General features: G+C 65.5%; 22 protein-coding genes and 1 pseudogene. 11 read left to right on the top strand and 12 right to left on the bottom strand.

Annotation, left to right across the window (positions count from 1 at the left end):
• Positions 1-143 precede the first annotated feature (143 nt).
• Both adhP and LK459_RS23245 read left to right on the top strand, forming a co-directional pair.
• A complete protein-coding gene (gene adhP, locus LK459_RS04260) occupies positions 144-1,208 on the top strand; it encodes an alcohol dehydrogenase AdhP (RefSeq protein ID WP_007239026.1) in 1,065 nt (354 codons plus the stop codon).
• Between the two features lie 97 nt (positions 1,209-1,305).
• Positions 1,306-1,512 (top strand): annotated as a pseudogene (locus tag LK459_RS23245) (hypothetical protein); the annotation flags it as partial.
• Here the strand turns inward: LK459_RS23245 and LK459_RS04250 are convergent.
• From LK459_RS04250 to LK459_RS04240, 3 genes are read right to left on the bottom strand one after another with little or no spacing between them, the layout of a single operon-like run.
• A complete protein-coding gene (locus LK459_RS04250; RefSeq protein ID WP_039994064.1) occupies positions 1,496-2,593 on the bottom strand; it encodes an oxygenase MpaB family protein in 1,098 nt (365 codons plus the stop codon). The pseudogene LK459_RS23245 and the gene LK459_RS04250 overlap by 17 nt on opposite strands.
• Before the next feature lie 54 nt (positions 2,594-2,647).
• Positions 2,648-3,520 carry a 5-oxoprolinase subunit C family protein gene (locus LK459_RS04245; protein WP_007239028.1) on the bottom strand — a complete coding sequence of 291 codons (873 nt, stop codon included), beginning with the start codon at positions 3,518-3,520 and terminating at the stop codon, positions 2,648-2,650.
• Positions 3,517-4,209, bottom strand: a complete 693-nt coding sequence (locus LK459_RS04240; RefSeq protein ID WP_007239029.1) for a 5-oxoprolinase subunit B family protein — start codon at positions 4,207-4,209, stop codon at positions 3,517-3,519. The genes LK459_RS04245 and LK459_RS04240 overlap by 4 nt, the downstream gene beginning before the upstream one ends.
• A gap of 72 nt (positions 4,210-4,281) precedes the next feature.
• Here LK459_RS04240 and LK459_RS04235 point away from each other — a divergent pair, with 72 nt between their 5' ends.
• From LK459_RS04235 to LK459_RS04220, 4 genes are all read left to right on the top strand, one after another.
• Positions 4,282-5,226, top strand: coding sequence for a carbohydrate kinase family protein (locus tag LK459_RS04235; RefSeq protein WP_007239030.1), 945 nt, complete (start codon positions 4,282-4,284; stop codon positions 5,224-5,226).
• 387 nt (positions 5,227-5,613) lie between these two features.
• Positions 5,614-6,936 (top strand): citrate synthase, encoded by a 1,323-nt coding sequence (locus LK459_RS04230; RefSeq protein ID WP_007239031.1) that lies wholly within the window; start codon positions 5,614-5,616, stop codon positions 6,934-6,936.
• A gap of 46 nt (positions 6,937-6,982) precedes the next feature.
• Positions 6,983-7,351 carry an FKBP-type peptidyl-prolyl cis-trans isomerase gene (locus LK459_RS04225; RefSeq protein ID WP_007239032.1) on the top strand — a complete coding sequence of 123 codons (369 nt, stop codon included), beginning with the start codon at positions 6,983-6,985 and terminating at the stop codon, positions 7,349-7,351.
• Positions 7,352-7,411: 60 nt separating this feature from the next.
• Entirely contained in the window at positions 7,412-8,695 is a 1,284-nt protein-coding gene (locus LK459_RS04220; RefSeq protein ID WP_007239033.1) for a cryptochrome/photolyase family protein, read from the top strand.
• Here LK459_RS04220 and LK459_RS04215 read toward each other — a convergent pair.
• Together LK459_RS04215 and LK459_RS04210 are read right to left on the bottom strand one after the other, a co-directional pair.
• Positions 8,647-9,066, bottom strand: coding sequence for an Lrp/AsnC family transcriptional regulator (locus LK459_RS04215; protein ID WP_007239034.1), 420 nt, complete (start codon positions 9,064-9,066; stop codon positions 8,647-8,649). The genes LK459_RS04220 and LK459_RS04215 overlap by 49 nt on opposite strands.
• A gap of 40 nt (positions 9,067-9,106) precedes the next feature.
• Complete coding sequence (locus LK459_RS04210; protein WP_227921951.1) at positions 9,107-9,730, bottom strand: AsnC family protein; 624 nt, start codon at positions 9,728-9,730, stop codon at positions 9,107-9,109.
• Between the two features lie 128 nt (positions 9,731-9,858).
• On the opposite strand from LK459_RS04210, the gene LK459_RS04205 reads away from it, so the two are divergent.
• Entirely contained in the window at positions 9,859-11,322 is a 1,464-nt protein-coding gene (locus tag LK459_RS04205) for an MFS transporter (RefSeq protein ID WP_007239036.1), read from the top strand.
• Positions 11,323-11,936: 614 nt separating this feature from the next.
• Here the strand turns inward: LK459_RS04205 and LK459_RS04200 are convergent.
• The 5 genes from LK459_RS04200 to LK459_RS04180 form a co-directional block, all read right to left on the bottom strand.
• On the bottom strand, positions 11,937-13,184 hold the full coding sequence (locus LK459_RS04200) for an ABC transporter permease (RefSeq protein ID WP_007239037.1): 1,248 nt from the start codon (positions 13,182-13,184) through the stop codon (positions 11,937-11,939).
• A complete protein-coding gene (locus LK459_RS04195; protein WP_007239038.1) occupies positions 13,181-14,083 on the bottom strand; it encodes an ABC transporter ATP-binding protein in 903 nt (300 codons plus the stop codon). Before LK459_RS04195 ends, LK459_RS04200 begins: the two co-directional genes overlap by 4 nt.
• Positions 14,080-14,712 (bottom strand): hypothetical protein, encoded by a 633-nt coding sequence (locus LK459_RS04190; RefSeq protein ID WP_007239039.1) that lies wholly within the window; start codon positions 14,710-14,712, stop codon positions 14,080-14,082. The genes LK459_RS04195 and LK459_RS04190 overlap by 4 nt, the downstream gene beginning before the upstream one ends.
• Positions 14,713-14,715: 3 nt before the next feature.
• Complete coding sequence (locus LK459_RS04185; RefSeq protein WP_039994065.1) at positions 14,716-15,066, bottom strand: helix-turn-helix transcriptional regulator; 351 nt, start codon at positions 15,064-15,066, stop codon at positions 14,716-14,718.
• Positions 15,067-15,127: 61 nt separating this feature from the next.
• Positions 15,128-16,300 (bottom strand): flavin-containing monooxygenase, encoded by a 1,173-nt coding sequence (locus LK459_RS04180; protein ID WP_227921950.1) that lies wholly within the window; start codon positions 16,298-16,300, stop codon positions 15,128-15,130.
• Between the two features lie 158 nt (positions 16,301-16,458).
• Here LK459_RS04180 and LK459_RS04175 point away from each other — a divergent pair, with 158 nt between their 5' ends.
• The gene (locus LK459_RS04175; RefSeq protein WP_039994067.1) at positions 16,459-17,190 is read left to right on the top strand and encodes an enoyl-CoA hydratase; all 732 of its coding nucleotides are present in this window, start codon (positions 16,459-16,461) and stop codon (positions 17,188-17,190) included.
• Positions 17,191-17,366: 176 nt separating this feature from the next.
• Entirely contained in the window at positions 17,367-19,193 is a 1,827-nt protein-coding gene (locus tag LK459_RS04170; protein ID WP_007239043.1) for a purine-cytosine permease family protein, read from the top strand.
• Positions 19,194-19,232: 39 nt separating this feature from the next.
• Here LK459_RS04170 and LK459_RS04165 read toward each other — a convergent pair whose 3' ends face one another.
• Positions 19,233-20,324, bottom strand: a complete 1,092-nt coding sequence (locus LK459_RS04165) for an XdhC family protein (RefSeq protein ID WP_039994068.1) — start codon at positions 20,322-20,324, stop codon at positions 19,233-19,235.
• 54 nt (positions 20,325-20,378) lie between these two features.
• The gene (locus tag LK459_RS04160) at positions 20,379-20,990 is read right to left on the bottom strand and encodes a TetR/AcrR family transcriptional regulator (RefSeq protein ID WP_227921948.1); all 612 of its coding nucleotides are present in this window, start codon (positions 20,988-20,990) and stop codon (positions 20,379-20,381) included.
• A 253-nt stretch (positions 20,991-21,243) separates the two neighbouring features.
• Here LK459_RS04160 and LK459_RS04155 point away from each other — a divergent pair, with 253 nt between their 5' ends.
• Both LK459_RS04155 and LK459_RS04150 read left to right on the top strand, forming a co-directional pair.
• Entirely contained in the window at positions 21,244-22,386 is a 1,143-nt protein-coding gene (locus LK459_RS04155; protein WP_007239046.1) for an MBL fold metallo-hydrolase, read from the top strand.
• Complete coding sequence (locus LK459_RS04150) at positions 22,383-24,914, top strand: HAD-IC family P-type ATPase (protein ID WP_007239047.1); 2,532 nt, start codon at positions 22,383-22,385, stop codon at positions 24,912-24,914. The genes LK459_RS04155 and LK459_RS04150 overlap by 4 nt, the downstream gene beginning before the upstream one ends.
• Positions 24,915-24,949 lie beyond the last annotated feature (35 nt).

Here is a 24,949-nt window from a genome sequence, read left to right as displayed (position 1 = left end):
GTTACGCACGTCGGGGTGAGTTGGTGACCGGGTGGTCACCGATCCGGATAGTCGGTCGGCGCGCACCTTCTGGGGCGGGAGATCAGGACGATACGGCCACGCCACCACGTCCGGACGCTGACGCGAGATCGCGCAGGAGAATCATGAACGCACCGTCGGAGACCACCCCCACCACCATGCAGGCCGCTGTCGTCCACGACTTCGGCAAACCACTGAGCGTCGACTCGATCGATGTCCCGAGCCCAACCGGCTACGAGGCGCTTGTCCGTGTCGACTACACCGGTGTCTGCCATACAGATTTGCATGCGGCCCATGGTGATTGGCCGGTCAAGCCTGAACCTCCATTCGTTCCCGGGCACGAGGGTGTCGGTACGGTGGTGGCCGTCGGTGATGACGTGACGCGCATCAAGGTCGGCGACGTCGTCGGTAACGCATGGCTGTGGAGTGCGTGCGGCGAATGCGAATGGTGTGAAACCGGCTGGGAGACACTGTGCCCCTACCAGAAGAACGGCGGCTACTCCGTCGACGGTTCCTTCGGTCGCTATATGCTGGTGGACTCCCGCTACTGCCCGATCATCCCCGAAGGCGCCGACCTGGCCGCCGTGGGACCGATCCTCTGCGCAGGCGTCACGGTGTACAAGGGTCTGAAATGCACGGACACGAAACCCGGTGAGTGGGTGCTCATCTCCGGGATCGGTGGACTCGGGCATATCGCCGTGCAATACGCGATCGCGATGGGCCGTCGGGTGGCGGCTGTCGACGTCGACGACGAGAAGCTCGAACTGGCCCGACACCACGGTGCCGAGATCACCGTCAACGCCGCAACGGCCGCCGACCCCGCAGCCGAACTACAAGAGGCAACGGGCGGAGGAGTGCATGGTGCGTTGGTGACCGCGGTCAACAAGCATGCGTTTCCGCAGGCGGTGGGATCGCTACGGCGCGGCGGCACCGTTGTTCTTGTCGGCCTGCCGCCAGATCAGTTCCCCCTCGACATCTTCAGCACGGTGCTCCTGGGACTCACCGTCCGCGGGTCGATCGTCGGTACCCGCAAGGACATGAGCGAGGCCCTCGACTTCTACGCCCGGGGGAAGATCACGCCGACGTACTCGGTGCGCAAGCTCGGCGACATCAACAACGTGTTCGACGAGATGGAACACGGGAAGATCGAGGGCCGCGTGGTGATGAACATGGCCGAGAGCGACATCTAGCAGAGCCCGAAGTGACGACCTCACCTCGCATCTCGACGCCGTCCATGTTGGCTCTGCACTCGGGCGCAGCGTCAGGGCACTGAACCACCGCGGCAAAGGGGCGCTGCTGTGCCCACGATGCCACGACGACGTGCATCACCGCGGGTGGGAGATCAATCTCGGTAGCGACAATCACCCGTGGCTCGTTCCGCCTGCCACCCGCGTGAGTGCCCGGACGCGGGACTCGTCGGGCAAGGCCCCTCGACCCCGCCCGACGAGTCCCGCCCGCGGCTCTCAGTCGGCGGCACTCAATCGGCGGGGGTAACCCGCCCCGGATACGTTGCGGTCCTTGCGGCGTGGACTGGGCAGTAGTGCATGGACTTCCCATGCTCGGATTCCGGGGGCAGGTTGCGTGAAGGCGTTTCGACCAGCGGAGCGTCGACCGGGACGCGACCATTGACCCTGTCCCACGCGTCCCGCCCGCGTGGATGTCGCCAGAGGCGCGTGGGCATCAACCGATGGAAGACCAGGTTGTAGCCCTTGCCGAGAATGCGGAAGAGTTTCTCGTCGCGGTCGCTCCAGGGTAGTGCCATCATCTCGCGGATGGCCTCGTCGTAGAAGCCGGTGGTGAGCCAGATGAGGTTGCGAGCCACCACCGGTGCAATCACCGTGCGCCAGATGCGGTCGGGAATGAAGGACAGGGATGGCGGGGCAGGCAGCGTCGAGATGTCGAGGACGGTCCGTACGGACTCATGGTCGCGTAACACGTTGCGACACATGTGGTCCCAGTAGTCGAGAAACTCCTCGTAGGTGTCGGGCACGGGACGCATACTGACCCCGTACATGGCATACCAGTTCTTGGACTCCTCGAACAGCTGTCGCTTCTGGTCCTCGGAGAGCCAGGGACCGAACCGTTCACACAGACGCACATTTCCGTACCAGAACGTCGCATGGGCCCAGTAGAAGACATCGGGGTCGAGTGCGTGATATCGAGAGCCGTCGGGCATCGTGCCCTTGATCTGGCGGTGATAGTCGCGGACCTCTTTGCCGGTCTCGAAACCGAAGTACTCGTCATAGACGACGCCGCCGATGGGATACAGCGACCGCATCAATCGCTGCCATCGTTCGCCGAAGAAGTCGGAGTGATCCCAGACGGCCTGGCCGAGCTTCGGGTGCATGTTCTGCATCGACCCCGCCCACAGTCCCTGGATCATCCCGGTCCAGGTTCCCCACACCTGCCAGGTCAGGGAGTCGGGGCCGAGCGGCGGGTACTCCTGCCGCTGGGGGTGCGCTCCTGTGCCGGGATCACCATCGACAGCAAGGCGGTCGGAGGTGCTCGAGTTGTCGAGATCGACGCGGGCGCCGGGGTCGAGGGGCGCGGTGTTGGTGTCTGTGACGTGCGTCATGAGACTAAACACTAGGTTCGTCTCACCGAGTGTGTCAACGGCACGTGTGTGGGATCAGGCGCTGCGGAAGCGAACCCGGTTGCCTGCGACGAGTTGAGCGGCGCCAGACACTGCCGGCGCCGACAGCACGGCGACGACGGGATAACCGCCGGTCACGGGGTGATCTGCCAGGAAGATCACTGGTTCGCCCGCTGGTGGCACTTGTATCGAGCCGTGGGCAACGCCCTCGGAGAGGAGTTCGGCGAGGTCGTCGCGATGGCGGAGGGTCGGGGACGAGTCGTCGTCGGGGCGTCGAAGTCGGACGCCCACGCGATTGCTGGCAGGGGTCACCTCCCACGTACCGGCGAAAAGGTTGTTGGGGGCGACGAGGCGAGGGGCGCGAGGTCCCGGATATGTCTCGAGCTCGACGACCGGGCGAGCACGGTTGTCGGTGGGCGCGACCAGTGTCGCGGGCCACGGACCGAATTCCCCACCGACGTCGAGTACATCGCCGGCTGACAGCGGGTCCGGGCCGGTTCCCGACAGTGTGTCCGTCGAACAGGAGCCCAAAGTCGGGGATGCGGCGATTCCGCCACGCAGCGCAACGTAGTTGCGGCATCCCTGCGACGGGGTACCCACTGAGACCTCCGACCCCGCGTGTGCCACCACCGCGGTGTTCACGCCCACGGCGACGCCGTTGACGACGACGTCCGTCAGGGCGCCGGTGACGGCGATCAGTATGTCGGTGTCGCAACGGAATACGAGGCCGCCAAGCGTCGATTCGATCGTCGGAGCACCCTCGGCATTTCCGACGAGTCTGTTGGCGAGGGTCATCGCCGAACGGTCCGCGGCACCCGACCGTGGAACGCCGAGGTGCTGGTAGCCCGGACGACCGAGATCCTGGATCGTCGACAGCGGACCGGGTGCCACGATCGTGACGGCTCTCATCGCTGCTCCCCGGTGTCGTCGGCGCGCGGAGCGTCGTCGATCTCGGCGTCGGTGAAGCGCACGACGGTTCCGGGCGCGAGGAGCGCCGGGGGTTCGCCAGATTCATTCCAGAGCTCGACATCGGTGCGTCCCAACAGATTCCATCCTCCGGGGCTGTCGCGTGGGTAGATCGCACTGTAGCCCGCTGCGATCGCGACCGAGCCGGTCGGTACCCGCGTCCTGGCGTGGGAACGTCGTGCGACCGACAGCAGGGGATTGGTGGTGTCCTCGGCGGGTACCAGGTAGCCGAAACCCGGTGCGAATCCCATGAATTGGACTCGCCACCGTGACCCGCGATGCGCCTCGATCACGTCGTCGACGCTCAGGCCGAGCGTTGCGGCTACGTCGTCGAGGTCCTCGCCGTCGTAGTGCACCGGTATTTCGACGTGGCGCACGGCTTCGTCTGCGGTGCTTGGTCGGTCCGCCGCTCGAAGGACCCGATGGATTCCGAGTACATCGACGCCACCACCGGTGCTGCCTTGCACCAGGATTGACGTCGCGCTAGGGATCAGGTCTTCGACTCCGACCAGATGCCCGTCGTTCATGGCACCGCGTAGCGCGGCGGCAACATCGAGCGCAGTTCGTGCGGGATCGGCCTCGTCGGTGAAGTCGAGAAGCACCGCATCGGGGCCCGCGGACAACTCCTGCATAGCGATCGAATCTACCGCCGATGCCGCGTCGGGATGGCACACTGGGCGCGTGCCACACATGGGAGTCGCCCGGTGAGAGAAATCGTCGTTTGCGGTGAGGCGCTCGTCGACGTCGTCTCGACAGCCGCTCCCGGTGCTGATCCCGCGCACCTTCCGCCGCTGCAGCCCGCACTGGGCGGCGGCCCGTTCAACGTCGCGATAACACTAGGTCGACTCGGTAGCGCTGTCTCCTTCTGCTCGGCGGTGTCCACCGACACCTACGGTGACGCGATCATGGCTGCCCTCGCGGCGGGCGGTGTCGGCACCACCCTGGTCCAACGTCGGCCCGAACCGACGTCGCTCGCGTTGGCGACGATCGGCTCCGACGGCGGCGCGCACTACTCGTTCTATGTCGAGGGCACGGCCGACCGACTGGTCGCCGAGCCCGGCGACTTCGCGGCCACGGTCTCCGCGGTGTGCTTCGGGACGCTGTCGATGGTTCTCGAACCGGGAGCGAGTGTGTACGAGCTGGTGATGCGCAGAGCGCACGACGCCGGACGGCTCATCGCACTGGATCCCAACATTCGTCCGGCAGTCATCGACGATCCGGATTTCTATCGCCGACGGTTCCTCGACTGGTTGCCGATGATCGACGTCCTCAAACTCTCCGACGAGGACGTGGATTGGCTCGGCAACGGCGTCGACGGGTCGTCGGTCGACGATTGGCTGCGCGAAGGTGCGGGCGCTGTCGTGATCACGCATGGAGGCGACGGAATCTCCGTGCGCACAAGCGAATTCAGCGTATTGGCCCCGGCTCCCGCGACCGATGTGGTCGACACCATCGGCGCCGGCGACAGCGTTCTGGGCGGCCTGCTCCACTTCTTCGACGAGTCGGGAGACCTGTCCGCCGCCGCAGTCCGTGCACGCGACGCCGACTACTGGACGCGTGCTGCCGAGTACGCAGCACGGGTCGCCGCGGTGACCGTTTCCCGTCCGGGCGCCGACCCGCCATGGTCGAGCGAGCTCGACGCGTCCTGAGTGGCAGCGAATGCCTCGGCGCCGACGGTCCGGCGAGCCTCCGGTGCGGTGCAGAAACCCTCCGGTGCGGTGCAGAAACTAGGGGAAACAATCCTTCCGCTGGTTCCGTCCCCTTCCGCGAGTTTCTTCGCGGGGAAGGGGCAAAGAGTAGGGGAAGGACCGAGCCGGGCATGCTCGCATTCGTTCGCAGGTCACGGGTGGTTGTGCTGGAAACGTGAACCGTGCTGCGCCCCGGATGATGCGCAACCGGTGCCCGGCGATGGACCCGGCTTTGGACCCTCCGTGGGCGCGCATGTCGATAACCGACTACGTTTAGTAACGGAGAGTCCGACTCACAGTGCGTCACATGCACCTGTGGGTCTCATACCTGAGTAAAGGGGTTTTGGAGTGTCCGCTGAAACAGCTCCCGCCGACTCGGCATCGGATACCGCCTCGTCGACGTTTACTTACCCCGGTGGGCAGCTCGAGCTTCCCATTCTCAAGGCCACCGCGGGCAGTGATTCGGTTGCACTGGGTAAGTTCCTCGCAGAAACGAATCTCACGACGTTCGACGGCGGCTTTGTCAACACAGCAGCCTGCAAGTCCGCGATCACCTACATCGACGGCGAAGCAGGAATCCTGCGTTACCGGGGTATCCCGATCGACCAACTGGCTGAGAAGTCGACCTTCATCGAGGTCAGTTACCTGCTGATCTACGGCGAACTGCCGACACCGAGCCAGCTCGAGGAGTTCAACAACAAGATCCAGCGGCACACACTGTTGCACGAGGATCTGAAGCGCTTCTTCGACGGCTTCCCGCGCAACGCGCATCCGATGCCCGTGCTGTCGAGTGCGGTCAATGCGCTGAGTGCGTATTACCAGGACTCGCTCGATCCCAAGGATCCCGAGCAGGTCGAACTCTCGACGATCCGTCTGCTGGCCAAGCTGCCGACGATCGCCGCGTACGCCTACAAGAAGTCGGCGGGCCAGCCCTTCCTGTACCCCGACAACTCGCTGTCGTTGGTGGAGAACTTCCTGCGGATGACCTTCGGCTTCCCCGCTGAGCCCTACGTGGTCAATCCCGAGGTCGCCAAGGCCCTCGACATGCTGTTCATCCTGCACGCCGATCACGAGCAGAACTGCTCGACGTCGACGGTGCGCCTGGTCGGTTCGTCGCAGGCCAACCTGTTCACCTCGATCTCGGGTGGCATCAACGCACTGTGGGGACCGTTGCACGGCGGCGCCAACCAGGCTGTCCTCGAAATGCTCGAGGACATCAAGGCCTCCGGTGGCGACACCAAGGCGTTCATGACCAAGGTCAAGAACAAGGAAGACGGTGTGAAGCTCATGGGCTTCGGACACCGCGTCTACAAGAACTACGACCCGCGTGCCGCGATCGTGAAGAAGACGGCTGACACGATCCTCGAATCGCTCGGTGTCCAGGACGATCTGCTCGACATCGCCAAGGGACTCGAAGAAGTCGCCCTCAACGACGACTACTTCATCTCACGCAAGCTCTACCCGAACGTCGACTTCTACACCGGCGTCATCTACCGGGCGATGGGCTTCCCGACCCGCATGTTCACGGTGCTGTTCGCACTCGGACGGCTGCCGGGCTGGATCGCTCACTGGCGTGAGATGAACACCGATCCCGCAACCAAGATCGGCCGTCCGCGTCAGCTCTACACCGGATACCCCGAGCGCGACTACATCACGATGGGCGACCGCTGAGTTCGTCGCATCGACTTGACCGCCCGACGACTCAAAGGAGAGTCCCGTGACCAGCACCGAGAAGCCAGAAGTCGAGTTCCAGGAGGGCCCTGCGCCCACTGAGCTCGAGATCGCCGACATCATCGTCGGCGACGGCGAGGAGGCCAAGCCGAGCGACGTCGTCGACGTGCATTACGTGGGTGTCGACTTCGAGTCGGGTGAAGAGTTCGATTCGTCCTGGGATCGCGGCCAGTCGGCCAACTTCCCGCTCGACCGGCTCATCCCGGGCTGGCAGCAGGGCATTCCGGGGATGAAGGTCGGTGGCCGACGCCGACTGACCGTCCCGCCCGCGCTCGCCTACGGCCCCGAAGGCGCAGGTCACCGACTTTCGGGACGGACCCTGGTGTTCGTCATCGACCTTCTGGGCGTGGGTTAGATCGCCTCTCAACGCAAGAGCGCCGGTGCATCGGATGTCGATGCACCGGCGTTGTGCTGGTTGAGGCGAGATCTTCGTCTCAACGATCTGCCGGCACTCGGCGAGGCGATCGGTGACGGCAAGCGCCAGGTGCTCGTGTGTTTCGTGCTCGACCCTCGTCTCGAGAAGTCGTCGGGCGAGCGACGTCTCGCCTTCCTCTACGACTCGCTGCGCGAGTTGGACGCCAAGCTCGACGGCAACCTGCTTGTCGTACGTGGACGACCGGACGAGGAGATCCCGCGACTCGTCGACGCCGTGTCTGCGGAATCGGTGCACGTCAGCGAGGATTTCTCGCCTTTCGGTCGACGCCGAGACGATGCCGTCGCGCAGTCGCTGGAAGCGTCAGGGGCGTCGTGGCAGCCGGTCGGCTCGCCTTACCTCGTCTCGCCCGGCAGGGTGACGAAGTCCGACGGCACACCGTACAAGGTGTTCACACCGTTCTTCCGCGCCTGGGGCGACCACGGATGGCGGTCGCCCGCGACGACCGGCGCGCCGTCGAATCTGCTGAATCCCAGCGACATTCACCCGTCGGGCCGCATCAGGATTCCGGCCGCCCCCGTCGACCTCGACCTTCCGGCGGGCGAGGACGCGGCACTTGAACGCTGGCGTGCCTTCGTCGACGACGATCTCTCGGGATACGACTCCGACCGCGACCGTCCCGATCTCGACGCGTCGAGCAGGATGTCGGCATACCTGAAGTTCGGCAACATCCACCCGCGCACGATGGCCGACGACCTGGGCAGGTCCAAGTCCGCGCAGGCGTATCTCCGAGAACTGGCATTCCGCGACTTCTACGCCGACGTCCTCTATCACTGGCCGAAGAGCTTGTGGCACAACTGGAATGATCAGTTCGACGACATCTCGCTCGACACCGGTAAAGCCGCCGAGAAACGGTTCGATGCCTGGCGTGAAGGCCGAACCGGCTTTCCGCTCGTCGATGCCGGGATGCGCCAGTTGAGCGAAACCGGATTCATGCACAATCGGGTGCGCATGATCGCGGCGTCGTTCCTGGTCAAAGACCTGCATCTGCCGTGGTGGTGGGGTGCACGGCATTTCCTCGATCAGCTCACCGACGGCGACATGGCGTCGAACCAGCACGGGTGGCAGTGGGCGGCGGGCACGGGAACCGATGCGGCACCGTACTTTCGAGTGTTCAACCCGGAAACGCAGGCCAAGAAGTTCGATCCCGACGGGGACTACATCCGCCGCTGGATTCCGGAGTTCGAGACCGACGACTATCCCGACCCCATCGTCGATCACAAGGCGGAACGTGAAGAGGCGCTTCGGCGCTTCGGCGAGATCTGAGACGTCGACACCTTCGGCGGTGCAAGGCGATCCCCACTGACGAGCGAGCCGGCGTTCTTCACGCGTGCCAGAAGTGGAAGCATCTCGTATCCGGTGACGCCGTCGAGTGATCCGAGTACGTCGGTGACGAATTCGTACAGTTCGTCGGTGTTCCGCACCATCACGCTCGCCGACAGGTTGGCCTGTCCGGTCACGGCGACCGCGAACGGAACGTCGGGATGTGCTGCCAACGCTTCGCCAACGGCAGCCAGATGTCGGGGTTGGACCGTCAGCCAGATCGCGATGGCGTCCCGCCCCATCGCGGCGGCGGCGAGGTCGACGTCGAAGTAGGCGATACCCGCGAAGACGAGTCGTTCAACGCGGCGGGTCACCTTTCCCGGCGTCGAACCGACTGCTCGTGCGAGGTCGGTGTTACGACGTGCGGCCGTCGCGGCTCAGGACATCGATGATCGCGCGATCGGCGCGGTCGATGGTCGTCGACGACGCCCCGTCCTTGGGCCCTCGTGGAATCCTCGTCGCGGCAAGCGCATCCGCTTCCGGACGGGTCAGTGCGTCGTGCCAGCCCTCCCAATCCGTCGGTGCACCACCGGCATACGTGTGCAGCACGACTGCTGGGCGCACGTCGAGGACGGGTGCTGCCTTGGGGAGGGTGCGGGTCAGCAGTTCCATGCCTCCGTAGGGTTCCGCCGCGCGCAGGTTGAAGACGATCTCCCAGCCTGCCTCGTAGATCGAGACCCACGACACGTCGTCTCGTGCTGCGAGTGCCGCGGCGATCGCGTCGGCTCCCTCGGGGCGGCACCGGACCCGCACGAGCCACGTCGAGTTGCCGGTCGCGCGCGGATCGGTCGCCATGGTGACCCGCAGGAGGCCGTCGCGGCGTAATCGCCGATAGCGACGGGCGATCGTCTGCTCCGCCACTCCGAGGACGTCGGCGATCTCACGGAACGACGCGCGCGGAGACAGTTGGATTGCGCGAGCGATTCTCGTGTCGAGGCTGTCCAAGATGGAGGATTCCGGCGACGTTGTGGCTCCCACGTCCATGATTTTACGGAATCAAGGTGCCTTTGCGACTTACCGCCGAGTCGAGATCACACTTGAGTCATGCCGCTCGACGTGCGCTGACGCACGGATTTCGGGCCAACTTCTCGAAAGGGACTCAACTCATGGAACGTAAATGGTGGACGCTTGTCGTCGTCTGCGCGGCGACCTTCATGCTGCTGCTCGACGTGACGATCGTCGTCGTCGCTCTTCCTGACATCAAGACGGCACTCGGTGCGAGCTTCAGCCAGTTGCAGTGGGTCACCGATGCCTACGCACTCGCGCTGGCGTCGTTGCTGCTGACGTCGGGGTCGATCGCCGACAAGTTCGGTAGACGGCGGATCTTCTCGATCGGACTGGTGATCTTCACCCTCGGTTCGCTGCTGTGTGGCGTCGCCCAGGACCCGGTCATGCTGATCGTGTCGCGCGCGCTGCAGGGCGTCGGCGGAGCGGCACTGTTCTCGACGTCGCTCGCACTGCTCGCGTCGACCTTCCACGGTCGCGAACGCGGCGTCGCGTTCGGTGCGTGGGGAGCGGTCACGGGCGTGTCGACGGCTCTCGGCCCCATCCTCGGCGGCGTGCTGACCACCGGGGTCAGTTGGCGGGCCATCTTCCTGGTCAACCTGCCCATCGGTATAGTCGCGCTGCTGATCACCTGGAAGTTGGTTGACGAATCGCGCTCGCCTCATGCGCGACGGATCGACTGGCCGGGCGTCGTCTCGTTCACCGCGGGCCTGGTTGCTCTGGTGTACGGCTTCACCGAAGCCGGTCAGCACTCGTGGAGTGATGGCGTGGTGGTCGGTTCGTTCATCGCCGCGGCGGTGTTGCTGGTGGTGTTCGTCGTCATCGAGTTGCGAGTCGACGAGCCGATGTTCGACCTCTCGCTCCTGCGCATCCCGACCTTCACCGGCGGACTGATCGCCGCGTTCGCGATGAACGGCTCACTGTTCGCGATGCTGCTGTATGTGGTGCTCTACCTGCAGGACGGCCTCGGCTACTCCGCACTGCAAACGGGTCTGCGCCTGCTCGTGATGTCGGGCTGCACGATGGTCAGTGCCACGATCGCCGGGCGTCTGTCGGAGAAGATGCCGGTGCGCTGGCTGATCGGCCCCGGCCTGATCATCGTCGGCGTCGGCTTGTTCGTGATGGCCGGACTCGACCAGAACTCGTCGTGGACACATCTGATTCCCGGCCTGATCGTCGCGGGTATCGGCAGCGGCCTGGTCAACCCACCGCTCGCCGCGACCGCGGTCGGCGTCGTCGACGTGCACCGCTCCGGCATGGCGTCGGGCATCAACACGACCTTCCGTCAGATCGGCATCGCCGTCGGTATCGCGGTGTACGGCACGGCGTTCAGCTCGCAGCTGAGCTCCTCGATGCGCGAGAACCCCGCCGGCGGCAAGCACGCTGCCTACGCCGACGCCCTCAACACGCTGTTCTGGATCAGCGGCGCCGTCGCGCTCATCGGGGGTGTGGCAGCACTGCTGCTGATCCGCAGCCGCGACTTCGTACCGCACGGCCCGGCCCCGACCCCCGACGGCCGGGGCGACTCGTCGAGCGAGGGCGCCGGGGTGTCTGCCGTCGCGTGATGCCCCGCGTCCGGGCCGTCGTACGTGTTGGTGGGGACCTACGCCAGCTGCGGCGGAAGGTGGGGGGCGGGTCTGGGTGCGGAAAGTGGGGGGAGGGTCGGCTCGGGCTGCGGAAAGTGGGGGAAGGGGCGGCTCGGGCTGCGGAAAGTAGGGGAAGGGGCGGCTGTCGCCGCAGAAAGTAGGGGAGGGCCGGGCTCCGGCCGCAGAAAGTAGGGGAGGGATCTCTTCCGTGGGTTTCTGACCCTTCCGCGGGTTGTTTCTCGGGGAAGGGTCAGATTCTCGGGGAAGGATTCTTTCCGCGGGTTCTGGCGCCGCCCTGGGGTCCGCGCCGAGCCGAGAGTCGGCTCTGACCCGCGAGCCCCCGCCCGAGAGCTGCCCCGGGCCCGCGCCTAGCCGAGAGCCGGCTCTGACCCGCGAGGCCCCGCCCCGAGAGCTGCCCCGCGCCGACCTCGCCGGAGAGCCGGCTTTGACCCGCGAGCCCCCGCCCGAGAGCTGCCCCGCGCCGACTCCGCCGGAGAGCCGGCGAGCCCCCGCCCCGAGAGCTGCCCCGCGCCCACCCCGCAGCCAGCCGCCCACGCCCCGCCCGGAGCCCCGAAGCCCCGGAGCCTCGCGCCCTACCGCGCCATCGACAGCACCTCGGACCACTTGACGCGGCTGCCGGTGCGCAGGATCGACTGCTGGTAGATGCGCGCGGCGAACCAGGTCGCGGCGGCGCAGGCCAGCAGCATCAGGACCAGTGTGATGACGATCTGCATAACGTTGGTGTCCCCGGTGGCGATCCGGATCGGCATCAGCACCGCCGAGAACGGTGGAATCCACGTCAGTACCTCGATGAACGTCGACTGCAGCGCCTGCACCCCGAAGATGCCCGCGTACATCACGGCCAACGACAGCACGGTCAGCGGCATGATCGTCGAACCGAGTTCTTCCTGTCGGGAAACCAGTGCTCCCGCAGCGGCATACAGTGTCGCGAAGAACAGGTAACCGAGCAGGAACCACACCAGCACTGCGAGGAACATCCAGATGGCAGTGCCCGCGATCGTCAACATCCCGGTGGCCAGGCCGGCGATCAGCGCGGTCGCCCCGAGTATCACCACCTGTCCCAGCGCGACCGCACCGATCCCGAGGATCTTGCCCCACATCAGGTGCAGCGGTTTGACCGTCGCGAGTAGGAGCTCGACGATCCGCGACGTCTTCTCCTCGACGACACCCACCGCGATCATGTTGCCGCCCAACATGATCGCTGTGATGAGCAAAATGGCGCCGACGAGCGCGATCACGATCCGCTGTGCTTGGTCCGGTTTGTCAGGTGTGGTTTGGGCGGTGTCGACCTTCGGCGTCGGCAACGACGACGCGTCCACTCCGCGTGCGGCGAGTCCCTCCGACAACGCATTCTGCTGAATCGATCCCTGGAGAACACCGGAGAGAGCATCCGAGAGTCCCGTTTTGCTGACGACCGTGTACGAGTCGCCAGCGCCGCGCACCACAGCGGCGTCGAGGTCGCCCGACTCGACGCGGTCGCGCGCTTGCGTCAGCGTGTTGTCGCCGGAGATCGCGATGACGGTCACCGGTGTGCCGCTTGCCTGACCGGACTGCTGGATGGTCGACGACAGCGCGGCGTCGCCGGAGAGTCCCACGCGTTCGGGGTCGGTGCCGCCGCCGGCAATCGCCTTCCAGACGATCAATCCGACGACGATGACGAGCATCAGGACGACGGTGCTGATGACGAACGAGCGGGTCTTCGCGCGGGTGGCGATCTCACGTTGTGCCACGAGCCGAATCGACTGCAGCGCACCGGCCCCCTCGGACGACGACCGCGTGCTGTCGGTAGATGTGTGGTTGCTGGACGTGGGCGCGGTCATGCCGTCACCACCTCTCGGAACAGTTCGGTCAGATCGGGTGTGGTCCGGGCAAAGCGGTGAACCGGCCCGTTGTCGAGCGCACGACCGAGCACCGCCTGGTCATCGAGCGCAGTGGGGTCGACGCGGAGCCGGGCACCGCCGGTTTGATAGTCGGCTTCCAACACACCGGGGCAGTCGTCGGCCCAGCGCGTCGTCGAATCGGGGCCGTCGATTTCGAGGATGACACCGGCACGCGTGCGGAGATCGTCGACGGCGCCTTCCGCTCGCATCCTTCCCGTGGCGACGATGCCGACGCGGTCGCACAATCGCTGCACGAGATCGAGCTGGTGGGACGAGAAGATGACCGGAATACCTTCGGCTGCTTTCTCTTTCAGCACATCACTCATCACGTCGACGGCGACCGGGTCGAGTCCGGAGAACGGTTCGTCGAGGACGAGTACGTCCGGATCGTGTACCAGCGCGGCCGCAAGCTGCACACGTTGCTGATTGCCGAGCGACAGGTCGGCGACGTTGTCGTCGTAGCGTTGGTCGACGCCGAGGCGCTGAGTCCACCGTCGTGCGCTGTCTGCGGCGGCATCGGCGCTCATACCGTGCAGGCGCGCGAGAAAGACGAGCTGTTCGCCGACCTTCATCTTGGGATACAGTCCGCGTTCCTCCGGCATGTAACCGATTCGACGTCGGGTGCGCAGGTCTATCGGTGCGTCGCCGAGTGTTACCCGACCTGAATCCGGTTCGAGCACACCGAGGATGATGCGCATCGTCGTCGACTTGCCTGCACCATTGCTGCCGACGAAGCCGAAGATCTCGCCGGGGGCGACGGTGAAGGTCATGTCGTCGAGCGCGACGACGTCGCCGTATCGCTTGGACAATCTGTCCACCGTGAGCGCTCCTGCGTTCATGGCGAAGTCCTCCCTTGGTTGGTGTGAAATCCGGGGCCGCTGTAAAGGTCTGTGTCGCCGGGTAAGTCGAGATCCTCCGGGTCGGCGTCGGCCATCCACCACGCGGTGAGCATCGACGGGATGAAGACCGCACCGAGCACCAGTGCGATGAGCAACATGCCGGTCCCGTAGACGTACTGGCCACGCACCTGATCGAATCCACCGAGTGTGACGAGAATGGCGTACGGGATGAACATCAGCGTGAAGAGCGCGAAGTAGGCGATGGAACGTGCCGAATTGCGCTGCGCCAGTTGGATCTCGTCGAGCGCGGACACGGGCGCGTCACCAACAGAGCCGGTGACGATCCGCAGCAGCCGCTGGCAGACGAGTGCACCGATGATCCCTGTCGCCAGCGGGATGATGAACCATTCGCGTGACCAGAAGGCGACGAGTGCGCCGATCAGAACGAGTAGAGCGCAGATGGCCTGTACGACGACGAGCCGGCGATAGACAGTACGCCTGCGCCAGCCGACGAGCTTGCGCGCATTGCGTTCGTTGAAACGACGATGCCGTTCACCTCGCCATTCGTCGTAGCGCAGCCACAGTGCGGGTTTGGCGTCGTCGGGGATCGCGGAGTTGGGGTCGTGCATCGGTCAGACCTCCGTAGACGTGTGTGAAGTGGACGGGTCTGAAGCGGACGGATCGGGTCCGGGTGGGGCCGTGCCCCGGCGCGAACTGTCTGCCGGGCGGCCGTACAACTCCGCCGACATCGCGGTGAACTCGGTGCGGCTGAACACGGCCTCTACCGGTAGGCCGAAGACGTCGCAGATGCGGAAGGCGAGGTCGAGGCTCGGATAGTTGTCGCCCCGCTCGAGTGCCCCGACCGATTGGACGTTGACCCCGACCAGTGCTGCCAGGTCCGCACGCGACATCCTGCGCTCGGCGCGGAGCACGCCGATCCGGTTGTAGATGGGAAGCTTCTCTCCCCGTCGCACTGGGCTCACACGACATAGTGTTGTGAAAACACAACACTATGTCAAGAATTCACGATGAAACTCTGCGCGATCAGCCGGTGGCCAGGAGGTTGACGACGTTGCGCGCCGCCTCCCGGCCCGCTCGGTTGGCGCCGATCGTCGACGCCGACGGGCCGTACCCGAGCAGTTGGATACGCGGGTCGTCGGCCACGGTGGTCGCGAGCCGACCGGTCATCACGATCCCGCCTCCCGGACCCCGGAGATGAAGCGGGGCGAGATGATCCAGCGCGCTTCGAAACCCGGTGTTCCAGAAGATGACGTCGACCTCGAGATGCTCGCCCGCGGACACCTCGTCACCCGCCGACCCGCCCGCACAGTCCCAGCAGACTCCGGTCTCGGTGATCCGGGTGAACATCGGTCGCCAGCCGTCGAGAATGCCGTCGCGCTGGGCGGCCTCGATCGTGGGCGTCAGGGCGAGCCCGGTCACCGACACCACTGACGTCGGTGGCAGACCCGCACGGACACGACGCTCGACGCGCGCAACGGCTTCGCGTCCGAGCTCCGGCGAGAACGGATGCGGATCGAATCGCGGCTTGGTACGCGAACACCAGAACGTCCGCACACCGGGGGCGCGTCGAGCGATCTCGATCAGCAGCTGGACCGCCGAGATCCCTGCGCCGACGACCAGCACGCGTTGACCTGCGAACTCGTCGGGACCCGTGTAATCGTGGGTGTGCGGTTGCCTGCCGCGAAAGTCTGCGGCGCCGGGTATGTGCGGGATGAACGGCCGTTCCCACGTTCCGGTCGCATTGATCAACGTGCGCGTGGTGATTTCCCGCCCGCGCAGTCGGCCGCCGAGAGTCACCCGGAACATCTCGCCGTCGCACTCGACCGACCGCACGTCGACTGGCCGACGCACCCGCAGTCCGAACCTCTCCTCGTACTTCGAGAAGTATTCGGGCACCGTCGACGACGCCGGGTACTCACCGCGCCCATCGCCGACCGCCTCCTCGAGTCCGTATCCGGGAAGATCGTGGACCCTGTTGGTTCCGGCAAGCGTCAGCGTGGGCCACCGGAACTGCCAGGCGCCGCCGGGGCCCGGCGCGTGGTCGAGGAGTTGGTACCGCTCGTCGAGTCCGAAGCGCTGCAGGAAATACGCCGCCGACAGCCCGGCTTGCCCTCCGCCGATGACCAGCGCGTCGGAGTGCGGGTCCGGGAGGTGGTCGGCGTCGACGACCGTGCCATGCGATGCAGCGCTCACCACACTGACCGTACTTGGGTCGTATCGGCGGATTCGGGTTACAGCATTCACCGCACGCCGCGCGTGCCAGCCGTCCACCGCACGCCGCGCGTGCCAGCCGTCCACCCCGTCGTGACGGCCCACGTCCACCGCGTCGCGCCGGTCGTGGGTACTCTTCGCCCATGATCCACTCGCATGCAGAAGGTTCGGTGACGACGATCGAGCTAGATCGTCCGGACAAGCGCAACGCACTCAACGAGGACATGGTCTCCGGACTCGCCACGGCGTTCGCCGATGCCGTCGACGCGGGCAGTAGGGCCATCGTGGTCACCGGCCGCGGCAGTGTGTTCAGCGCGGGCGCCGACCTGTCGGGTCCGGTCTACGACCCGGGCTTCCTGGAAAAGCTCATCGCCACGCTCAGGCAGATCGAGTCGGTTCCCGTCCCCGTGATCGCCGCGCTCAACGGTTCCGCACTCGGCGCGGGACTGCAGTTGGCGATGGCCGCAGACCTGCGCGTCATGGCACCCGACGCCCTCGCGGGTATTCCGGCCGCGAAACTCGGTGTCGCCGTCGACGAGTGGACCATTCGACGCCTCGTCTCGCTCGTCGGGGCCGGCCAGGCACGCGGCATGCTGATCGGCTGCGATCCGCTCTCCGCCGATCGTGCACACGCGCTCGGGTTCGCCAACCGGATCGGTGACCTCACCGACGCTCAGCACTGGGCAGCCACCATCGCCGAATTCGCCCCGTTGACGCTGCAGCACTACAAGTTGGTGCTCAACGGCGACGGTGCCCGCGACGAGGCGCCGGCTGACCGCCAGGCCGCGATGCGACGAGCGTGGGAGAGTGCAGACCTCACCGAGGGGCGCGTCGCGCGCTCCGAGAAGAGAAAGCCGAGATTCACGGGAAAGTAGATCGGACAACACGTTTCGCCAACAGGGGCGACCTCCGCACGGTGCACGAAGTCGTGCCGCGGAGGCGTTCTGCGTGTGATGTCTAGTTTTCCTGCGTGAAACATTCCGAGTAACTCACCGAAACATGGCGTCCGTACGTTGGGCCGGTCTGTAACTCGGATCACGCAGGAGGGCCGATGGCCACCGATAAGCATCACGAACCCGTCGGCGAGGTCGCCGACGAGGTCGGCGAGATTGAGAACGCCGAACACAGCATCATCGCCACAGGCGCGCAGGCCGCGGCCATGCGTGAAACCCTGGAGGACTACACACTTCGTTTCGCCCCCCGCAGCTACCGTAAGTGGGGACCGGGCGTCGTCGCCATCTCCGCGCTCGGTGGCATCGCCTACCTCGCCGACTTCGCGATCGGCGCCAACATCGGCATCGCCAACGGAACCGGAAATGCCCTGTGGGGCATCCTGTTCTTCGCCGTGGTCATCGTGGTCACCGGTTACCCGCTTGCCTTCTACGCGGCGCGGTACAACATCGATCTCGACCTCATCACGCGCGGAAGCGGTTTCGGCTACTACGGCTCAGTGCTGACGAATGTCATCTTCGCGTCGTTCACCTTCATCTTCTTCGCCCTCGAGGGCTCGATCATGGCGCAGGGCCTCGAGCTGGGGCTGCACATTCCGCTGTGGATCGGCTATCTGCTCTCCTCGGTGCTGATCATCCCGCTCGTGATCTACGGCATGAACACCCTTGCGAAACTGCAGGTGTGGACCACCCCGCTGTGGCTGGTCATGATGGTGCTGCCGTTCATCTATCTGGTCATCAAGCACCCGTCGGCCATCGGCGACTTCTTCGCATTCAGCGGTGTCGACGGTGACGGTAACCCGGCGGGCAAGGGCGTCAGCTTCGCGGGCACGATGCTTGCCGCCGGTGTCTGTCTGTCCCTCATCGCGCAGATCGCCGAGCAGGTCGACTACCTGCGCTTCATGCCGCCCCGCACCCCCGACAACAAGCGGAAGTGGTGGGCCGCAACGCTCATCGCCGGTCCGGGCTGGGTGTTCTTCGGTGCTCTCAAGCAGATCGTGGGCCTGTTCCTCGCCGTCTACCTGATCGGCATCAGCGTCGACAATGCAGGCATCGCGAACCAGCCCGTCCATCAGTTCGTCGAGATCTACCAGGACTTCCTGCCGCACTGGCTCGCCTTGACCCTCGCCGTCATCCTCGTGGTGATCAGCCAGGTCAAGATCAATGTGACCAATGCCTACTCGGGCTCGCTGGCATGGACCAATGCGTTCACACGCGTCACCAAGACCTACCCCGGCCGACTGGTCTTCCTGTTCTTCAATGTGATCATCGCGATCATCCTGATGGAAGCCAACATGTTCAGCTTCCTCAACAACCTGCTGAACTTCTACGCCAACTGCGGTATCGCGTGGATCGCGGTGGTCGCCTCCGACATCGTGATCAACAAGTACATCCTGGGCATCTCGCCCAAGCAGCCCGAGTTCCGGCGCGGCATGATCTACAGCGTCAACCCGGTCGGATTCGGTTCGCTCCTGATCTCGGCGGGTGCGTCGATCCTGGTGTACTTCCATGTGTTCGGCGACGCGATCCAGCCGTACTCGCCGCTGGTGGCGCTGGTGCTCGCGATCGTTCTTCCTCCGATCTTCGCGATCGCGACGAAGGGCAAGTACTACCTGCGCCGCGTCGACGACGGCATCGACATCCCGATGTACGACGAACACGGCAACCCCACCGACGAGAAGCTGCTGTGCTGCGTCACCAACATCGAGTTCGAGCGTCCGGACATGATCGCCTCGGCGGTACCGGGACCGAACGGTGAGAAGCAATACATCAGTTCGCTTGCGCTCTCGTGCGACAAGACCGGTAAGCATGTGCTGCCCGCACAGGACGTGATGTCGATGACCACCGACATTCCGGCGTCGAGCACCGAGAGTGCGACATCGTCGACGTCGGGCACGCCCGCGGAGGCTCCGAAGGAAGACGCGTAGAACCACTGCGCTGTCGATCAACTCGACGTCGGGTCCGCTTCAGCGATGGAGCGGACCCGACGTCGTGTGCAAGGCTCTCGTCGAGGCGTCGTGACGCTCGGCGATCAGTTGTGCTGCGATCGACACGGCGACCTCGGCAGGTGTGTGTCCACCGAGATCGAGTCCGAGCGGCGATCGTAGACGCGCCAACTGTGCTGCGGTGACTCCTGATTCGACGAGTCGCGAGTTGCGATCGGTGACCGTCCTACGTGATCCCAGGGCTCCGACGAACCCCACGTCTGTACCAGCGAGGGCAACCCGCAGTGTCGGGACGTCGAACTTGGGATCATGCGTCATCACGCACACTGCAGTGGTCGCATCGACTGCCCCGGAACGGATTTCGGACTCCAGGTAGCGGTGCGGCCAGTCGACGACTATTTCGTCGGCATCGGGAAAGCGTGCGCGTGTGGCAAAGACGGGGCGAGCGTCGACGACGGTCACCCGGTAGCCGAGTGCCCGACCGACACCGCACGTCGCCCGCACGAAGTCGTTGGCGCCCACCAGGATAAGCCGTGGTGGGGCGGCGAAGGTGTGTACGAACGTCCGCGGCCGGGAGCCCTCGAACGGTTCTCCGGGTGGTTCATCGCAGTCGTCGACGCCGATGATTCCGCTCCGTCCCGACGCGAGCAGATCGGCGACGTCGCGGTCGAGTCGACGCCACGGGGGGCTGGTCGGCGACGTCACGAAGTGCCACTCGGGCGCGGCTGCGAGAGTTGTCGCCCATGCCACCCGACGGTCGGCTGCGAGGTGTCCGACGAGTTGTTGCACTGCTGGACGACGGAGAGCATCGACCCGTTCGACGAGCACATCGAGCGTTCCGCCGCAGGTCAGGCCTATTTCGATACCGTCGGCATCGGCGATACCGAAGTGCTCTACGACGGCTTCGCCATCGTCGAGCACGGCGGTGCAGGTGTGCACCAGCGCAGACTCGACGCATCCACCGGAGATCGACCCGATGACCTCTCCGTCGGCTGTCACGACCATCGCCGCACCGACACCCCGCGGAGTCGGTCCACTCGTGCTGATGATGCGGGCCAGGGCCACCGGCCCTCGGCTCAGCCCGTCGAGCATCCTCGCCAGCACATCACGCATCGTTCCAGTGTCGGCGTCGATACGGCGTTGCGCCAATCGAGACCGGCGGAATACTCAGCGAGGTGCCACGTGTGTCATCACCTCACGCACCAGTGACTCGGTGATCGTGCCCAGCGCGCTGTCGTCGGCTGTGGACAGGTAGACGAGCGTGATTGCGATGATGTTCGCGATGAAGGCGGGGGCGATCTGCTCCACCGGAGTCCGCCACGCAATCTGCGCATGCTCGCCGGCCGCGCGCAGTCCTTGCGCCGCAAGGCCATAGAGGTGCTCGTACATCTGCTTGCCTGCGGGCTGCAATTCCGGATGATTGTGCGCGTAGATGCCGAGCGAGATGGTGGCTTGCAGTCGTCCCGGGTCCGCTTTGAGGAGCATGTAGAACGCGTCGAGTTGTTCGAACATCTTCGCTCGCATGGCGTCGACCCCCGTCGCCGTCGACCCCCCGACCGGCAGCAGCGACTCCAGCATCAACGAAACATCTTCGGGCACAGCCTTTTCCATCACCGCCCAGAGCAGTGCGGTGCGGCTCTCGAAGGCGTAGTGGAAGCTGGCGAGTGGCATTCCCGCGTGTGCGCAGATGCGTCTGGTTGTTGCGCCTTCGACGCCGTGGTCGGCGATCACGCGATACGCGGATTCGACCAGTGCTGTGCGTCTGTCGTCGACGGACATCCGAGCCAACGGACCGTTCACTCCCCAGTTGAAACGGATAGATGTCCCGAAGCCTATCAGTGACGTCGTCGGGTCGACACCGTTTGCTGCGGTCGGTGAATCCGGTGACCAGCGCTGACCTCGGAGGTCGGGACGGTCTGGTTCCCGTGGATCGCGTCTGCGGACGATAGTGTGGCGGAATGGTCGCTAGGAGCGTTCGCCCGATGACGGATTCGATGAGCGTTGGCATCCGCGTATGTAGGTTGGTGGTCCGATGATCGGTCGCCTCGTCGAGACGGGTAACCGCGTCGCCGACACCGCGACCGGGGCGTTGGCCGCGGCGGGCCTTCCCGCGGCCCGTGCGCTCGGTGCCGACCGTGACGCGATCGCACCGTTCGTGGCGTCGTCGGATCATCTCGTCGACGGCGTCTTCGCGAATCCTGAGCCGTCGGCATTCGGCGTGTCACCCGACACGAATGTGTTCCTCGAGATGGCACGCGGTCCGGGCCGCCCGAGTCGTCCCGTTCTCGTCACGGTGCCCAGGTTCGACGCCGAGGCGGGCGCACTCACCGTGACGTGGCTCGGGCACGCGTCGGCACTCGTCGAACTCGACGGCATGCGCATCCTCACCGATCCCGTGTTCAGCGAGCGGTGCTCGCCGACGAAGTTCGTCGGACCTGCGCGGATGCACCCGTCACCCGTCACTGTCGCCGACCTCCCGGTCATCGACGTCGTGCTCCTCAGCCACGACCACTACGACCACCTCGACATGGAGTCGGTGGTCGCGCTGGCGGCGGCGTCACCCGACGCCGTGTTCGTCGCACCGATCGGTGTGGGCGCCCACCTCCTCTCATGGGGCATTCCGCTGGAGAGAATCCTGCAGGCCGACGTCGGTGAGAATGTCTCGGTACGGCGCGGTACGTCGGGCGAGCATGTGGAGTTCTTCTGCGGTCCCGCGCGACATTTCTCCGGACGTGCGCTGGTCCGCAACATGACCCAGTGGGCCAGTTGGGCAGTCGTGGGGCCGCGCCACCGCTTCTTCTTCTCCGGAGACACCGGTTACACCGAACGATTCGAAGAACTCGGTGCCGAGCACGGTCCGTTCGACCTGACGCTCATCGCCGTCGGTGCCTACGATCCCGTCTGGCCGGACGTCCACGTGGACCCGGAAGAAGCTCTCGCCGTGCACAGCATGGTGTCGTCGGCCGCGGGTGCCGATTCCGTGTTCCTCCCCATCCACTGGGGCACGTTCAGTCTGGCCCGGCACTCGTGGGCCGACCCGATCACCCGCCTACTTCCTGCCGCGCAACGGCAAGGCACCACCGTCGTCGTGCCGCAGCCCGGCGGCACCGTCGACGTCGTCAACCGTGAGGGCACGGGCACGCGCACTCCGAACTGGTGGGAGAGGTCCGCGTGAGCGAGCAGAGCGCCACGACACCCGAGCGCGGGCTCACCGCCGACGAGGTCGCGCAGCGGGTCGCCGACGGCAAGGTCAACGATATGCCCGACCGCTCGGGACGTTCGGTCGGCGACATCATCCGGTCCAACGTCTTCACGCGGATCAACGCCATCCTCGGCGTGCTGTTCGCGATCGTCGTCTTCACCGGGTCGCTCATCAACGGACTCTTCGGCCTGCTGATCATCGCCAACAGCGGTATCGGCATCATCCAGGAGATCCGCGCCAAGAGGACCCTCGACAAACTCGCCATCGTCGGACAGGCCAAACCACGCGTGCGACGCGATGGCGAGGTCTCCGAGATCCCGCCCAACGAGGTCGTCCTCGACGACATCATCGAGATCGGTGCGGGCGACCAGATCGTCGTCGACGGCGAGATCGTCGAGTCGTATGTCCTCGACGTCGACGAGTCGCTGCTGACCGGCGAGGCCGATCCCATCGACAAATCCGTCGGCGACAAGGTGCTCTCGGGAAGTTTTGCGGTGTCGGGTGCCGGGGCCTACCGCGCGACCAAGGTCGGTTCGGATGCCTACGCGGCTCAATTGGCGTCCGAGGCGTCGAAGTTCACGCTGGTCAAGTCGGAGCTGCGTTCAGGGATCAACCAGATCCTTCGGGTCATCACCTGGCTACTGATTCCCGCCGGCTTGCTGACCATCGTCAACCAGTTGTTCATCAGCAACAACGGACTACGCGCGTCGCTGCTGGGCATGGTGGCCGCGCTCGTGCCGATGGTCCCCGAGGGGCTCGTGCTGATGATGTCGATCGCGTTCGCTGTCGGTGTCATCCGGCTCGGCCAGCGACAGTGCCTGGTCAACGAGCTGCCGGCGATCGAAGGGCTGGCCCGCGTCAACATCGTGTGCGCCGACAAGACCGGCACCCTCACCGAGAACGGGATGCGCCTGTCCGAGCTGCGGACGATCGACGAGAACGGTCACGTCGACGACGGCACGGCCCCCACTGAGCGTCGAACCCGGGCCGAGCAGGCGCTCGCGGCACTGGCGAAGAACGACCGCAGCCCCAACGCGAGCATGCAGGCCATCGGCGAGGCCTACGCCGACGCCCCAGAGTGGTCGACGTCGGCCGTCGAACCGTTCACCTCCGCCAAGAAGTGGAGTGGCATGTCGTTCGTGGATACCGACGGCCACGACGCGGGCAACTGGGTCCTCGGTGCGCCCGACGTGCTGCTCGACGACGAATCCGAACCCGCGCGGGTCGCGAGCGAACTCGGCTCGCAAGGGTTGCGCATCCTGCTCCTCGCACGCCTCGACGTCCCGGTCGACACCGAACCCGAGTCGGGCTCTGCCACTCCGGGCCACCTGACACCGGTCGCGCTCGTCGTTCTCGAGCAGCGCGTGCGATCCGACGCGCGACCTACCCTCGACTACTTCGAGGAGCAGGACGTCGCCGTCAAGATCATCTCCGGTGACAATGCCCGCTCCGTCGGGGCCGTCGCGGAGTCCCTCGGCCTCGGCTCGCCCGACACCTCCGTCGACGCCCGCGAACTGCCGACCGAACCGAACCAACTCGCGCACGCCGTCGAACAGGGTGTGACGTTCGGTCGGGTCAGGCCCGACCAGAAACGTGCCATGGTGCGCGCGCTGCAATCCGACGGCAACAACGTCGCGATGACCGGCGACGGTGTCAACGACGTGCTGGCCCTCAAGGACGCCGACATCGGGGTCGCGATGGGTTCGGGCAGTTCGGCTGCTCGGGCGGTGGCGCAGATCGTGTTGTTGGACAACAAGTTCGCCACCCTGCCGTACGTGGTCGGGGAGGGCCGGAGGGTCATCGGCAACATCGAGCGCGTCTCCAACCTGTTCCTCACCAAGACCGTCTACGCCGTGCTGCTCGCACTGTTCGTCGGCATTGCCGGGCTCGGGGCGAAGCTGTTCGGCACACCGTCGATCAGCTACCCGTTCCAGCCGATCCACGTGACGATCGCCGCGTGGTTCACCATCGGTATCCCCGCGTTCATCCTTTCGCTGGCACCCAACAACGAGCGGGCGCGTCCTGGTTTCGTGCGGCGTGTGCTCACGCAGGCGGTGCCGAACGGCATCATCGTCGGACTCTGTGCCTTCGTCACGTATCTGATCGTCAATCCCGGTGGTGAGGGCAACTCGCTCGGCGGCGACTCGGTGGAGCTGTCGCCGCATCAGACACAGGCCGCGACCGCAACGCTGATCACGTTGATCGCGATCGCGGTGTACGTCCTTGCCGTGGTGGCCCGCCCGTACACGTGGTGGAAAGTGCTGCTCATCGCGGCCTCGGCGGGTGCCTACGTGCTGATCTTCTCGTGGCCGTTCACCCAGCACATGTTCAAGCTCGACTCGTCGAATTGGCAGATGAACTCCGTGGCGTTCATCTCGGCGGCGGTCGGCATCGTCGCCGTCGAGATCATGTCGCGCATCGGGCCGCGCATCGTCGCGAAACAGGAGGCTGCCCGTATGGAAGCCGAGGAGGTCGCCGCGGGCAGCCTTGCGGGGTCATAGCCTCGCCGCCTCGATGGTCCTAGACTCGACGGCAC

This window comes from Gordonia otitidis (assembly GCF_020735545.1).
In the GTDB taxonomy this organism is placed as follows: Bacteria; Actinomycetota; Actinomycetes; order Mycobacteriales; family Mycobacteriaceae; genus Gordonia; species Gordonia otitidis.
The sequence above is the reverse complement of the archived record's forward strand: the minus strand, read 5'-3'. Positions and strand labels throughout refer to the sequence as shown.